Annotated in this window: 13 protein-coding genes; 4 read left to right on the forward strand and 9 right to left on the reverse strand. The window is 45.4% G+C overall.

Annotated elements, in window-relative coordinates; translation table 11 throughout:
* Positions 1 to 5: 5 nt before the first annotated feature.
* Both M0C34_RS13650 and M0C34_RS13655 read left to right on the forward strand, forming a co-directional pair.
* Entirely contained in the window at positions 6 to 728 is a 723-nt protein-coding gene (locus M0C34_RS13650) for an AzlC family ABC transporter permease (RefSeq protein ID WP_248712238.1), read from the forward strand.
* A complete protein-coding gene (locus tag M0C34_RS13655; protein ID WP_248712239.1) occupies positions 725 to 1,027 on the forward strand; it encodes an AzlD domain-containing protein in 303 nt (100 codons plus the stop codon). Before M0C34_RS13650 ends, M0C34_RS13655 begins: the two co-directional genes overlap by 4 nt.
* 82 nt (positions 1,028 to 1,109) lie before the next feature.
* Here M0C34_RS13655 and M0C34_RS13660 read toward each other — a convergent pair whose 3' ends face one another.
* Positions 1,110 to 1,490 (reverse strand): SpoIIAA family protein, encoded by a 381-nt coding sequence (locus tag M0C34_RS13660; RefSeq protein WP_248712240.1) that lies wholly within the window; start codon positions 1,488 to 1,490, stop codon positions 1,110 to 1,112.
* 450 nt (positions 1,491 to 1,940) lie between these two features.
* Between M0C34_RS13660 and M0C34_RS13665 the strand changes: the two genes are divergently transcribed.
* Positions 1,941 to 2,333, forward strand: coding sequence for a ribosome recycling factor family protein (locus tag M0C34_RS13665; protein ID WP_248712241.1), 393 nt, complete (start codon positions 1,941 to 1,943; stop codon positions 2,331 to 2,333).
* A gap of 39 nt (positions 2,334 to 2,372) precedes the next feature.
* On the opposite strand, the gene M0C34_RS13670 is transcribed toward M0C34_RS13665, so the two are convergent.
* Genes M0C34_RS13670 through M0C34_RS13680 form a run of 3 tightly spaced genes read right to left on the reverse strand, consistent with a single transcriptional unit; the run spans position 2,373 to position 5,754 of the window.
* Entirely contained in the window at positions 2,373 to 4,334 is a 1,962-nt protein-coding gene (locus M0C34_RS13670) for a RecQ family ATP-dependent DNA helicase (protein WP_248712242.1), read from the reverse strand.
* Positions 4,335 to 4,376: 42 nt separating this feature from the next.
* Entirely contained in the window at positions 4,377 to 5,120 is a 744-nt protein-coding gene (locus M0C34_RS13675; RefSeq protein WP_248712243.1) for a hypothetical protein, read from the reverse strand.
* Positions 5,092 to 5,754, reverse strand: coding sequence for a nucleotidyl cyclase domain-containing protein (locus M0C34_RS13680; protein ID WP_248712244.1), 663 nt, complete (start codon positions 5,752 to 5,754; stop codon positions 5,092 to 5,094). The genes M0C34_RS13675 and M0C34_RS13680 overlap by 29 nt, the downstream gene beginning before the upstream one ends.
* A gap of 580 nt (positions 5,755 to 6,334) precedes the next feature.
* On the opposite strand from M0C34_RS13680, the gene M0C34_RS13685 reads away from it, so the two are divergent.
* Positions 6,335 to 7,885 carry a phospholipase effector Tle1 domain-containing protein gene (locus M0C34_RS13685; RefSeq protein ID WP_248712245.1) on the forward strand — a complete coding sequence of 517 codons (1,551 nt, stop codon included), beginning with the start codon at positions 6,335 to 6,337 and terminating at the stop codon, positions 7,883 to 7,885.
* 103 nt (positions 7,886 to 7,988) lie between these two features.
* Here the strand turns inward: M0C34_RS13685 and M0C34_RS13690 are convergent, their stop codons facing one another.
* From M0C34_RS13690 to M0C34_RS13710, 5 genes are all read right to left on the reverse strand, one after another.
* The gene (locus M0C34_RS13690; protein ID WP_248712246.1) at positions 7,989 to 9,482 is read right to left on the reverse strand and encodes a sensor histidine kinase; all 1,494 of its coding nucleotides are present in this window, start codon (positions 9,480 to 9,482) and stop codon (positions 7,989 to 7,991) included.
* Positions 9,472 to 10,173, reverse strand: coding sequence for a response regulator transcription factor (locus M0C34_RS13695; protein WP_248712247.1), 702 nt, complete (start codon positions 10,171 to 10,173; stop codon positions 9,472 to 9,474). Before M0C34_RS13695 ends, M0C34_RS13690 begins: the two co-directional genes overlap by 11 nt.
* Before the next feature lie 76 nt (positions 10,174 to 10,249).
* On the reverse strand, positions 10,250 to 10,957 hold the full coding sequence (locus tag M0C34_RS13700; RefSeq protein ID WP_248712248.1) for a spondin domain-containing protein: 708 nt from the start codon (positions 10,955 to 10,957) through the stop codon (positions 10,250 to 10,252).
* A gap of 13 nt (positions 10,958 to 10,970) precedes the next feature.
* Positions 10,971 to 11,669, reverse strand: a complete 699-nt coding sequence (locus M0C34_RS13705; protein ID WP_248712249.1) for a spondin domain-containing protein — start codon at positions 11,667 to 11,669, stop codon at positions 10,971 to 10,973.
* Between the two features lie 340 nt (positions 11,670 to 12,009).
* On the reverse strand, positions 12,010 to 12,735 hold the full coding sequence (locus tag M0C34_RS13710; protein WP_248712250.1) for a hypothetical protein: 726 nt from the start codon (positions 12,733 to 12,735) through the stop codon (positions 12,010 to 12,012).
* Positions 12,736 to 12,922: the final 187 nt, after the last annotated feature.

Here is a 12,922-nt window from a genome sequence, read left to right on the forward strand (position 1 = left end):
CCATTGTGACCCCAACAGACACTATTCACCACTTATCTTGGTCGAGCAAAGGTAAAGCCTTTGCCAAGGGCACTCTCGCCGTATTACCCCTTACCATTGCAGTAATCCCCTGGGGGATCTTAGCAGGATCATACGCAGTAGAAGCAGGTTTAAGCCCATGGCAAAGCCAAGCTATGTCGGCAATTTTATTCGCCGGTTCCGCCCAGTTAGTGGCGACTGGAATGTTTAAGTTAGGCGCTAGTTTACTGAGCATATTGCTCACAACGGTATTGATCACTTCACGGCACTTTTTATATAGCATGGCCATGCGCCCTAAAATAAGCCCATTACCCTTAAAATGGCGTTTACTGTTGGGCTATTTACTGACCGATGAGTTGTTCGCTATTGCCAATAAAGACAAAGGTAAAAAATTTGATCCTTGGTATGCGTTAGGCGGAGGCTTAAGTTTTTATATCGGTTGGAACATCGCCTCGGCGGTGGGTATTGTGGCGGGCGCAAGCATTGAAAACCTCGACAGTTGGGGCCTAGATTTTGCCATAGCCGCCACTTTTATTGCCATTGTGGTGCCCAATATAAAACAGGCTTCAGGCTTGTTATGTGTGTTAATTGCCTTGGTAAGCTCGGTAGTATGCGAGTTGTTTGCTATACCCGGCGGCTTATTGGTGTCGGCGCTATTGGCAATGGGTTTAGCCACCGCTTACGCCAAATGGCGAGGAGAGGCGCAATGATTTGGTTGAGTATTTTTGCCATGGCAGCCATTGTATTTGCCAGCCGCTATTTGTTTTTAGAGCCTAAAATTCCCTTACGTTTAAGTAAGACCGCACTGCAATTTTTAAGCTATTCGGCACCCGCTGTGCTTACCGCTATTTTTGCGCCCATTGTATTTGTGCGCGAAGGTGAGCTGGCAGTAGGCTTAACTAACCCTTATTTATTGGCGGCGATATTAGCCACGGTGTTAGCGGTATTCACCCGCAACGCTCTTATTACCACGGTACTGAGCATGGCGGTATTCTTTCTTATTAAGTAGCCCACACTGAAAAATGGCCGTTTACTCTGCAAGGTAAAAGGCCAGCGTAAACTGCGCTAGCTTTAACTATTTGGTTACTTTTTCACTGCTCTAGCCAAACCAATGCATCTTGCTCTTGTTCAAATATTTTCACTTCGCCGGCGATAAACCATTGGCCTATTTTGGAGGCTAATTCTAACCACTGTTGATTGCCCAGAATGGCGATTTTCTCAAAGCTTTTACCATGTTTTAAACCTAACTTTAAATCATCCCAAGCGGCTCGTAGCTCCCAACCTTCCAATTCGCTGGCATCAAAAAAGCCACGAATACGGGGGTGATCCACCTCGGCCAAGGCAGATTCAAGCATTGGAGTAATTGCTTGGTAGTCTTGATGAGTGAGTTTGCCATAAGCTCGAAATGACACAAGTAAACGCGTTTCTACACGCTCTATACCTACAGTTATACCATGTCGACGAATGCTCATTGTATGCTTCCTTGTTAACGCTAAACTTGCTCTACCAGTATGGTAGAGATTGACACATTTAATCACTGTATTTATCCAAAGCTTGTCTTTTGTCAAAGCCTGAGATAAAAGGTAAGCGCTGACTATTGATAAAATTGAAAGAAAACATCAAAGTAGACAACAAGTTAAAGAAAGAGCATCAACCGACCTGCCGCTTTTCGCTAGGTCGCATTTTTAGAGATAGGAAGCCGATCAGGGCGCCCGCATGAAAGGTTCAATATGATTTAGGCAACAACGCCGCCTTTATCTGCAAAGCGCCAGCTGAATTCCAGCTTGAGCTACCGTTCTCCAGCCCCCGCTGCACCCCGCGTGCGGAACGTTTCATGAAGCATGGCAAAGTAGAGGCCATCGCGAAGCGCAAATAGGCCTTAGTATTTGATGTTTTAGCAAAGAGCGTGCACTATTCGGCGAATGAGCGACAAGCACTTAACTATTCCACTGCCCTCTTTGATTCGTCGAATTGGTGGCGACAATACTAAAATAGCAAAGCAAATGGCCCTAGAATGCGGCTGTTTAATAAAGCGTGTTCGCCGCTCAAGAAACTGGCAACTGATCGGCGAAGAGCCGGCCATTATCAGCTTGAATAACAAGCTGAAAGCGCTAGACATAGAAGCTATGGCTTACCTATGCCTAAAACTTGAAGAACACCTAAAGGCCTACCAAGAACAACAAGAGCCAAAACAAGAGAGGCTTAAGCGACTCATTGACCAAAGCCCTAATATTACCCTCGCTGAATTGATACATATCACCGACTGCACCTTAGCCGAGGCTAGGCAAGCACGCTTTGATAGTGACTCGCTGTAAGCGTACAGCCATTCAACACGCTACTTTTTGCATTAGCCCCTAGCTTAATTGCCCCCACAAACGCTGCACTTGCTGCAGGGTATTAGCATAAGGAAGTTGTTCGCAACGGCCAAAACCCGCCAATTGGCGTAACTTAAGTTTGGTTGACCAAGGGCTAGTAATCCCGGTTAAGAAGCGGCACGCCAAAATTGGGCTCAGACTCAGCGTTTTGCTGCCCCCACATTGCGCTTTTAGCGCCTGTAAATCACTTAATAATTGGCTGTCATTGATCTCAATAGGGCGATTAGAATAGCTAAGTTTAGCCGCTTGCCCGCGGCATACGCTGCAGTGGCCACATTGCTGAGGGGCGTTGTGATCATCAAAGTAACGCGACAATTGGTAACTTAAACATGAGTCTAATTCGAAAAAACGCACCAGCTGCGCAATACGTTTAATCTCTTTTTGTTGGTTGTCATTAAAGTAATTAGATAAACGCTCAGCCAAGCTTGCATCGGCGATGCCTGCTGTCTCTACTTGATATACTTCGGTGATTTTCTTAGTTTCTAATTCTATCAAGCCTTGTTCAGCCAAATACTCTAAGGCGGCAACCACCCGTGACCGCTCGGCTTGGTAGCTATGGTATAGACCATTAAAATCAAGAGTTCCCCACACCTTCTTCATCTGTGTATGGCGAAATATGGCTTGAATAAAGGCTAAACGCTCCCCAGTGAAGCGCGCTAACACTGCATTTTTGTCTTGTAAGAATTTGTATCTAAAATCAGCGTAATAGGCGTACAAAGGCTTAACTAATCCTTGAATTTCTAACTGAACTAATAAGGTTTTTAGCGGTAGTTGGCGAATATTAGTTAGGCTAGACAGGCTGTTTATTTGTACTTCCCATTGGTCTATTTTCCCTACTAGTTGACTGTCAGTTCGAATATTATTTAGTAAGGTTTCAATACCACTTTGTTCTGGCGTATCACCATATACAAAGTTTTCAACGGTTGTTAAGCCATCTAAATTGGCTAAGGTTAAGCAGTTTGATCGATTGCCATCGCGCCCTGCTCGACCGATTTCTTGGCTGTAGTTTTCAATCGATTTGGGTAAGTCATAATGAACCACAAAACGAATATTGCTTTTGTCTACGCCCATGCCAAAGGCAATGGTAGCCACTACCACTTGCACTTTGTCGTTCATAAAATCATTTTGGGTTTGTTGACGCTGCTCATTGGCAAAGCCCGCATGATAGGCCACCGCGTTCAGCCCTTGGCTTTGCAAGTACGCAGCGACCTCTTCGGCGGTGTGCTGTAAGGTGACATAAACAATGCCTGCGCCAACCTGTTGGCCAATGAAGTTAGCTAGCCGCTGATTTCTTTGCGCGCTGCTACAGGCCTCTACAGTTAAATCTAAATTTGACCGATAAAACCCCGTTTGCACAATGTCGCTTTCACCAATGGCAAAACGCTCGGCCATATCTAATTTTACTTTTTTAGTGGCGGTGGCCGTTAGCAACAACACGAGGGGAATGTTTAGCTCTTGGCGATATTGAGGAAGCTTTAAATAATCGGGGCGAAAGTTATGCCCCCATTCTGAAATACAGTGGGCCTCATCAACCACTAACATCGACATCGGTACTGACTGAATAAATTGCCGAAATCGCTCATTTTTAAAACGCTCGACCGAGACCATCAATATTTTAGTTTTGCCGCTACGTACGTCGCTCATCACCTGCTTGCTTTGCTCAGCACTTAGGGTGGAATCTAAACTAGCAGCAGCAATCCCTTTAGACTGCAAAAACTCTAGTTGGTCTTTAATTAAGGCCAATAAGGGCGAAACCACCAAGGTTAGGTGTGGCAATTGCAAGGCGGTAAACTGATAACACAAAGACTTACCCGAACCGGTGGGAAATATCGCTAAGCAGGAGCGTTGCGCCAGTAAACGTTCAACCACTGGTGCTTGCCCATGACGAAAGCTGGTAAAGCCAAAGGTTTGGCTTAACTGGGTTAATAAAGCATCGCTCATTGATATGGTCTCATTGGGTGGTGGCGAATAATAAAATAAGGCTTATGCAAGCGCATGATACAAAGCATGGGCAGCCAAGCCGGTAAGTACGCTAATAGCCACACTTAATAAGGTGCCTAACATTACGTATTCGGTCAGTTGTCGGTCTGATTGGCCGGTTAAATCGCCAAACCGAAAAATCGATTTAGCCGCCACTATAAAACCTATTGCGGAAAATTGATGCAGCAGCACACAAGTAAGTACCAAACTACGCTCAACCATACCAATTGCTTGACCCGCCATAGGCAAGTTTTGTGCGGGTTGCTGGGTAACAGGGCTCCAACGCTGCAATACTAAAGCAAGTATCTTAGATGTTGGAGTTAAAATGATCAGATACGCCAACCCAACCACCATCACCTTAGGCTGCATAAGCTGCTGACGAAGCGGCTCAACGATGTGCCAAGCGTGGCTAAGGTCTACCACCAGCAGCAAAAACACCAGCACTTGCGCCAACTGGCTGCCAATAAAGTAACGCGCAGTGTCGGGTAAATAGGTACTCAGTAGCTTAATTAAAAAAGAGGCAAATAGTAAGGCGATACTGGCCACCAGCAATTGGCTGCTAGCGCCGACAAAAAACCAAGCAATAGCGGCAAATGTAAGGCTAATGATTAGCGCCCGCCAATATAAACGCGGTGTAGCCAATTTTGCACGGCGAATACTTACCGACCACTGCAAGGGCAAACAATAAAACTCAAGTACTAGGTAAGCTACGCCAACGCTAAGGGCAAACTGGGCCAGTTGTTCCATAGTAAAACTCTTCCATAAGTTGTTTAAAATACTGTTTATATTCTTCTAACAGCTGATACTGGCTCTGGTTAAGTAGCTTAGTGGCATTAACCCGCGAGCTATTAAGCTGCTTAGCGAGAGCTGCATGGCTAGGCTCTGGCAAATGCCAATATAGGGCCAGCGCATTCGCTTGTTTGGTGGTGAGCTGTTGAATTTGTAAATCGGCAAACTTGGTGAGCAGATCCATGCGCTGACTAAATACAGGGCGATCACTAAAAATCCCTAAATAGTGCCTTTTTAAACTATCTAAGCCTCGCCCAGACAACACAAAAGCCTCGCCATTTGAGCGTGAAATAAGCTCAGCCAAAGGGTCAATCACACCAATGCCGATACCAATACGCGCATCATAGCTTTTACCATGACTTTGCACAGACCGAAGTGCCAAACGAATATTGAGCGCACACTCTACCGCCACAGTTGGGTTAGTGAGTACCAACTGAAATGCATCACCACGAAATATTTCATAGCGACATTGGTAGCGTTCACTTTGATCCGCCAAGGTTCGGCTTAAGGCGTGTATTAGCGTAGCAAAGTGTTGGCTGTCTAGCTCACTAGAACCGACCAAGTCACCGGTAAGCACTGCGACTTGCTGCATAATTAGCCCTCTGAAAAAGTAACCCAATTTAGTTACATTTTAAAATGTAACCTATTTTGGTTACAATGTTAAGTGTAACCGTTTCTCTAACAATAAATATATCAATATCTGACGAACTAAACTGCCGAGCCACGCTAAATCTTCAACATGCGTCATCAATAATATCCTCGCGCCACATAGCCCAATAAGCGCAATGTAAACGCCAGCGGACACTGTCACTAAGGTTTTTAAGGGCTAAATCACCCCGCAATTTTAGCTGTACTACGCTCTAGTCAGTGCTTTGCCACTAAAATACCGTGATTTAATCAACCTTGAGCTTCGCGATGAATCAAGCAATCAAACTGCAGCTACTATTGGCTAAAAAGTCGGCCAGAAACTGCCGCACTGATGGCAGTTGCCCGATAGTTTCAACGATCATCTTCACGGCTATTAGCCGCTTGACTGCTCCCCCTCTAAACCCACACTGCGGGTGGGTTCAAGGTTTCACTCACAACACGCTTTACCGCTGGGCTCGGACAGCCAGCAAAGCACTGATACCGCTATTCCCCTCTACATAAGTAAAAAAGTTAAGGAGAGCATCATGAACAAACTGTTATTTTTTCACTTTGATGGCACCTGTAACGAACCTGAAGACGGTGACCAAGCCATCCAAGGTTATAAACAAGAGATTGAAGATTGCAGTATTACTAATGTGTTAAAACTACACCTAATGCTAGGTGGTAAGCTAACCAAACAAAACGGCAAAACCAACTTAGGAAACGACAGTTACTCTTTCTACTATCAAGGTGTAGGCACGCGAGGCGGCTTTTTCAAACGGCTAATCAACAAGGGCCTGTCTCCCTCTAAAGGCGATGTAAAAACCATTATTAATGCCGCGCTTAACGACTTTAAGCAACACTATAATCCAGACAAACACCAATACCTGGTGCTGACTGGTTTTTCCCGTGGGGCAGCATTAGCGAGGCGCTTTGCTAAAGTATTACTGGATAAAGGCTACTTAAAAGACAGCGATAAAATCGTCGTAGAGTTGGTGTTTGATACGGTAGCGTCTATAGGCTTGCCGAACACTAAACAAGATGATCGCCCCAAATCTAAAGTGGTATTTGAAGACGGCTTCACCCTGCCTAGCACCGTAAAACAAGCCTTACATTTAGTCTCTCTCGACGATAAACGCGATGCCTTTCAACCCACCTTAATGAACCACGAGAACCGAGTAGAAGAGGTATGGTTTAGTGGTGCGCATAGTGATGTAGGCGGTGGCTATAACTTTGATGGCTTGTCTGACATTACTTTGTGTTACGCCAAGGATTGGATAGAGCAATTAGACTACTTAGCTATAAGCTTGAAAGCGCCAAGCCAAATTGAATATGGGTCATTATTGCCCCCCGGTAAACCTGCGCCTATTGGCCTTGATGACTTGCTAATAGACCCTTGCCCGTTTGGTGTTAACCACCAACAAGAGCAAAATATAGCGAGCATCTTTCTGCATAATGATCGTCGTTGCTGTGTGATTCAACACGATAAAGTAGTGGCCGAGTTAGCGCCTAAAGTACACCTGTCGGTTGCCCAGCGTATTGCAGGGATGAGAGAGTATCGACCCAACTCATTAAAAAATGTTGATCACTACTTAGTGTTTAGCCCTTGGCTGAGCAACCCCAATTTGGCAACCGGTGTTGCAGTGCATGAGTTAGGTTTTTACTCCAACTTAGTGATGGCAAAAACACCGATTACCACGCGAGTCGTCGCACACCGTAAAAATAACCATAGTGGCGTATTGGTTGAACGCGGCCATAAGTACCGAATAAAAGTGCTGGAAGGCCCCCGCTGGAACGACTCCACCATTAAAGAGTTAGACGGTGAAGGCTGGGATAGAGCCAAACAACACTTTAGCTTCTTTAAAAATATACCCATCGCCTCGATGGAACATCGTAAACGTGTTGTGGCTGATAAGGCCCAGTGGTTCACCTTGTGTGGCAATATTGACGAAGACGATAGCAAAGCCTTTGTGATAGGCAATGAAACGATTTATACCGCCAGCGACACCGGAGAATTGTGTTTATTTGCTAATGACCTAGATGGCTTTTACAGCAATAACAGTGGCCATTTACTGGTTAGCGTCGTAAAGCAATAGTTAATCATGGTTAAACATGGCGTAAACGTTACTTGAACAATAAGCCCTGCGACCAATATCCATAAGGATATTGGTCGCCTCAAGCCATATAGGCTGAGATTAACTACATAGGCTTATCTAAATCAAAGCTAAAGCGAGTGCCCTCGCCTAAGGTAGATTTCACGCTAATGCTAGACCGGTGCAACTGCACAATACGTTTGGCAATGGCTAAACCTAAGCCGCCATGTGAGCTGCGATCTTTAGCTCGATTAGCAGCTCGATAGTGGGCATCAAAAATATAGGGTAAATCATCAGCCGGAATGCCAGTGCCTGTATCACTCACGCTAATCTGCAGTTTTTCAGTGTGCGCTACTGGGCTAATCACGACCTTGATTTCATCGCCTTCACTACAATGGCGAATCGAGTTTTCCAGTAGATTAGTGAATACCCGCTCAATTTTTTGAATATCGGCACACGCCAATAATGAGGGGTCTTGCGGCTCAACCCGCATAAGTACCTGTTTTTTCTGGGCTGCAAGTGCGAGTTTTTGAATCACGTCTTGCGCTAATTCGGCAATGGCTACTGGCTCTTCATTGATGGTCGCAGAGTCACTATCTAAATGGGCTAATTCAAATAATTGCTCTACCAAGCTAGAGGTTTTGCGAGCACTGCTTAGCGCCACTTTTATCAGTTGTTCGCCCTCTTCGGGTGATAAATCACGGTGCTTAAGCTGCCAAGTTTCAAGGTAACCCTGCAAGGATGCCAGCGGCGTGCGTAAATCATGAGAAACATAAGAAATAAGCTCGCGGCGTAATTGGTCGGTATCTTTAACCTTTTGATATTGCCCCTTAATGGTGGTGGCCATATCACTAAACGCCGCCCCTAGCTTTTGTACTTCGTCATGCGAATTATTTTGCCAGTGCCCCGCAATGTTAGAGCTTTTCTCTAAACCAACATGCTGAAACTGATCAATATCTTTGGCTAAGCGACGCAGCGGTTTAGTGAGTAAACCAAAAATGAGAAACACCACTAACAGGCTAAACCCTAAGATAAACAATAAACCCAACAGGCTTAACTTCATTATGTGGCTACTTTGTAAAAGCTCGGCCACACTGTCGTAAATCTCGCCACCGATAATGATGTACAAATAGCCTTTAACTTGTGCCCCTTCATGTATTTCTGCCACCGAAAAAATCTTGCGGCGAGAGCTTGAACGCGGATCATCGCCAATAATTGGCATCACGCTATCACCCGTAATAAATTGGCGTATCGGCGTTAAATCGACTTGTTCACGTTTAATTTTACTGGGATCGGCTGAATAAGTGACCACCTTACCGGCGGTATCGAGAATATAAAACTCAAAGCTTGGACCAAGGATCATCATCGAGTGAAAGGCTTGTTTAATTCCTTTAGGGTCTAACTCACCGTCTTTAAACAATTGGCTATCGTGTACTAAGTGTTCGGCTAGTTGCAGGTGCAATTTCTGTTCGATTTCATTTTGGTATTGCTGAGAGCTTTGATGGGCCAAACCCAGTAACAAGCCACCGGCAAGAATAAAGCACACCACTACCGCCAACATTAATTTGCTGTAGAACGAACTAATCAACTTAAACATCATTAAACTTATACCCCACACCCCACACAGTGAGTACGTACTTTGGATCAGAGGGATCGCTTTCTAACTTAGTACGCAAGCGATTAATATGCGAGTTCACGGTATGTTCGTAGCCACTGTGTTTATAGCCCCAAACTTGGTCTAGCAACTGGGTGCGACTAAAAACTAGCCCCGGCGATTTAGCCAGATGAAACAGCAAATCAAACTCGGTAGAGGTAAGCTCAACCGCTTGGTCGCTAATTGATACTTGGCGACGAGCCACATCAATCTTCAAATCTTGCAACTGCATAACACTGTGTTGCGCTGGCTGCTGGCTTTGCAACAACATGTCTACTCGGCGCAGCATCGCTTTCACTCTGGCTTGCAGTTCGCGCACACTAAAAGGTTTAGTTAAATAATCGTCGGCCCCCATTTCTAGGCCAACCACCCGGTCGGCTTCCGAGTCTCTGGCGGTAAGCATTAATATCGGAGTATTCAGCTTTTGAGCGCGTAATTGTCGACAAATATCTAAGCCATCCATACCAGGCAACATTAAATCAAGCACAATTAAGTCGTAATCATCTTGGCTAGCCTTGGCAAAACCTTGGCTACCATTTTCACAACTATCTACCTGATACAACATATCGCTTAGGTTCATGCTGATCAGATTATTAATATCGTGGTCGTCTTCAATAACCAAGATCCGTGATGACATAAAGGCTCCTTGTGCTGAGTAGCCGCCACTAATAGCTAGGCCCGCACCATGGTACGGGCATATTTAGCTAACAGTATTAGTTGGTACGGGTAATAACTAACCGCCCTACTTGGCCTGCAATTCGATGTTCAGCCATCAAAACTGATTCTGAATCATCTGCTTGAGTAACTAGACCGGGATGACGCGAAACTTTATTCAATACATCGTCTCGTGCAGCATTAAAGCCTTCACCACTGTCGGCAGGCCCAGGAATAGAGCCCATGGCTTCGCTATTCTCTTCGGTACCCGCATCATACGCAGGTAAAGCATAGCTCATACTGTCGCCGACCATTAAACCCGAAATATCCATTGCATTTAGACCCGTAAAGGCATCGTTGGTATTGACCAACATACTGGCTACCGACAACTTCATATCAACGCTTTCTGACGCGCTAATCATGATGGTTTCGGCATTGCCCGGCATTAATACACCAGCCCCTGTTACCGCCACACGGTCATCGGTGAACATGGCGGCTAAATCAGCGGTGTTGCCACTTTCAGCCATAGTTTCTAAAGGTACGCTCGCCGATAAACCTACCGTCCATAAGCTTAAAGTAGCACTGTGGATCCCCACCATTACCGGTGAGAAGGGTTGCGCTGAGGTATCGTTGTATACGGTGACTTCGTATTCAAGAATATCTGCCGGTTGAATAACAATGGTGTCGTCATCACTGCCGCATGCACTTAGTCCTGCCGCCAATACCGCTACGGCCAAGGCTCTTTTGGTTAATCTTAAGATAGCCATAGATCCTCCTTAATTACTTAACGGTTACAACCACTTTAGCCACAGGGTTTAACCAACGGTGAATACGGCTGTCTACATCACTAATGCCACCCGCTGTATCTCGGTCACCCACATTACCTGGGTGAATATGAATATTGGTATTAGCTGAAGAGCTGGTGACTCCACTTGCGCCAGTACCACCATTCATACCTGGGTTAGCAGGAATACCAGGGGCACCCGGTGCGCCGCCACCATTAACGATTTCGTCGTTGGCTTCGGTACCCGCATCATAGCCATTCATGTAGAAGGTATAGGTACCTGCAGCGCTAGGGATCTCCCAGCTATCTACTCCGACAAAACCATCGTTGGTGGGTAGCATCATCGCCACGATGCTTAAGTGGGTATTGGTGCCGGTGTCCATGTCTGTCACCATGGTGTAATCGGTTGGCGCTAATAAGCCGGCGGCTGGGTTTTCTGCTGACACCGCTGAAATACTATTGGCGATACTCACTAAGCCTGAGATGTCACCACCCTCTGCCATCGCTTGTAAAGCTGTGGAAGATGCTTGGCCGACTTCAAATAGATGGTTGTCGGCAGTATGCGCGGTAACTAATAACGGGGTGTAATAAATGCCCTGGGTTAGGTTAGTGATTTTAACGTCTACCATTGCAGCTTGGCTTAAGGTACTTACGGCAATCAATGGCATTGCCAACAAAGATGACTTGAGATCCATGGTTCGCTCCTTTTGCGGTCCTTATTTAACAGTCACAACAAGCATAAGCAGTAGATGTCTCAGCCAATTCACAGAGTTATCACATTTTCATCACGGTGAGATTAATTGTTAAAGAACAACAAGATAAAACCAAAATTAATTTTATTAAGAGAAGCAAAAATTAGCAATGTGACGCTTAAAGATATGTTCTAACCGTAACAGGGAGCAAGGAGGGAACTGACTAAATGCCGCTTGAGCATTAGCGTTGAGGCTCATAACTCTATTGAGATTTGTGCTTTATAAAAAAACGCCGCTGAGATAACTCAGCAGCGTTTAGGAAAGTCACAGCGAATAATTTGGCTCAGGCTTCGCTCATCAGTATCGCTTCAGATTCAGCGAAATAGTCTCTAGCATCTTTCATATCGCGGTACCGTGGGTATCCAGATTCGTCCTCCCAATTGCAAGAACGTCTTAGCTTTTCAACCCACATCAAGCCTTGTTGCTGCTGGTCTTGAATGTAGTCACTCACAGATGAGTCTAACTGGTTGGCTTGTGAGTAAGATTGCTTTAACAGCTGATTAACCGCGACTTCTCGGCGCAGTTGTTTAGCGTGGTCCAAGTTACAATATTTGAGGGCATTGGGGCCTGACTCCGCCAACAGCGGTTTGCCCTCTAACTCATCTTTAACGATAACAGAATGTAAGCGAACACTTTCTAGATCAAACATCTTCGTCGAGGCCTTGATCAGTGCCGAGTAACTCAACTCTCCTTTATTGATCACCACAGGGTAGTAATTAAAAGAGTGGCCTCCTTTCATAAAGCTTGTTTGTACTTTACTGGTAGCGGCAAGCTGATAGCTACCTTGCTCGTTTGACAGTACCGAATTTACCGGCGCCGAAGAATGGTAAATACTGACCTTATCTAGGGGGCTAAATGCGGGTTGTTCGCCGGGGGTAAACAGCACAACGGTACCTTTAACTTCGGGGGTTAAATACACCGTTTGACTGGTGGGCGCACAAGCGACTATCTGGCTGAGTAAAATAGGCAAACCGATAAGGGATAGCCGAGCTGTAAATCTACGCATCATCCTTTCTCCACGTTTAGGCTGTGATGAATTTGCTTGGGATATTTAAGACACTATAAGGTTGCTTAAACATTTAAACAAAAAATGACTCAATGAATGTTGCACTACTGGTGTATAGAAATATCCCCTTAGCCATGAGCAAGACGTAATTTAGTTGGGCGTTGAGCCTGTAGCCTTATTTATTCCCACA

The organism is Agarivorans sp. TSD2052 (genome assembly GCF_023238625.1).
GTDB lineage: Bacteria > Pseudomonadota > Gammaproteobacteria > Enterobacterales > Celerinatantimonadaceae > Agarivorans.

Coding starts and splice junctions, on each gene's coding strand:
- M0C34_RS13690 (WP_248712246.1), bottom strand. CDS start 9,482: ATGATGTTTAAGTTGATTAGTTCGTTCTACAGCAAATTAATGTTGGCG.
- M0C34_RS13695 (WP_248712247.1), bottom strand. CDS start 10,173: ATGTCATCACGGATCTTGGTTATTGAAGACGACCACGATATTAATAAT.
- M0C34_RS13710 (WP_248712250.1), bottom strand. CDS start 12,735: ATGATGCGTAGATTTACAGCTCGGCTATCCCTTATCGGTTTGCCTATT.
- M0C34_RS13660 (WP_248712240.1), bottom strand. CDS start 1,490: ATGAGCATTCGTCGACATGGTATAACTGTAGGTATAGAGCGTGTAGAA.
- M0C34_RS13675 (WP_248712243.1), bottom strand. CDS start 5,120: ATGGAACAACTGGCCCAGTTTGCCCTTAGCGTTGGCGTAGCTTACCTA.
- M0C34_RS13680 (WP_248712244.1), bottom strand. CDS start 5,754: ATGCAGCAAGTCGCAGTGCTTACCGGTGACTTGGTCGGTTCTAGTGAG.
- M0C34_RS13665 (WP_248712241.1), top strand. CDS start 1,941: ATGAGCGACAAGCACTTAACTATTCCACTGCCCTCTTTGATTCGTCGA.
- M0C34_RS13685 (WP_248712245.1), top strand. CDS start 6,335: ATGAACAAACTGTTATTTTTTCACTTTGATGGCACCTGTAACGAACCT.
- M0C34_RS13655 (WP_248712239.1), top strand. CDS start 725: ATGATTTGGTTGAGTATTTTTGCCATGGCAGCCATTGTATTTGCCAGC.
- M0C34_RS13670 (WP_248712242.1), bottom strand. CDS start 4,334: ATGAGCGATGCTTTATTAACCCAGTTAAGCCAAACCTTTGGCTTTACC.
- M0C34_RS13700 (WP_248712248.1), bottom strand. CDS start 10,957: ATGGCTATCTTAAGATTAACCAAAAGAGCCTTGGCCGTAGCGGTATTG.
- M0C34_RS13705 (WP_248712249.1), bottom strand. CDS start 11,669: ATGGATCTCAAGTCATCTTTGTTGGCAATGCCATTGATTGCCGTAAGT.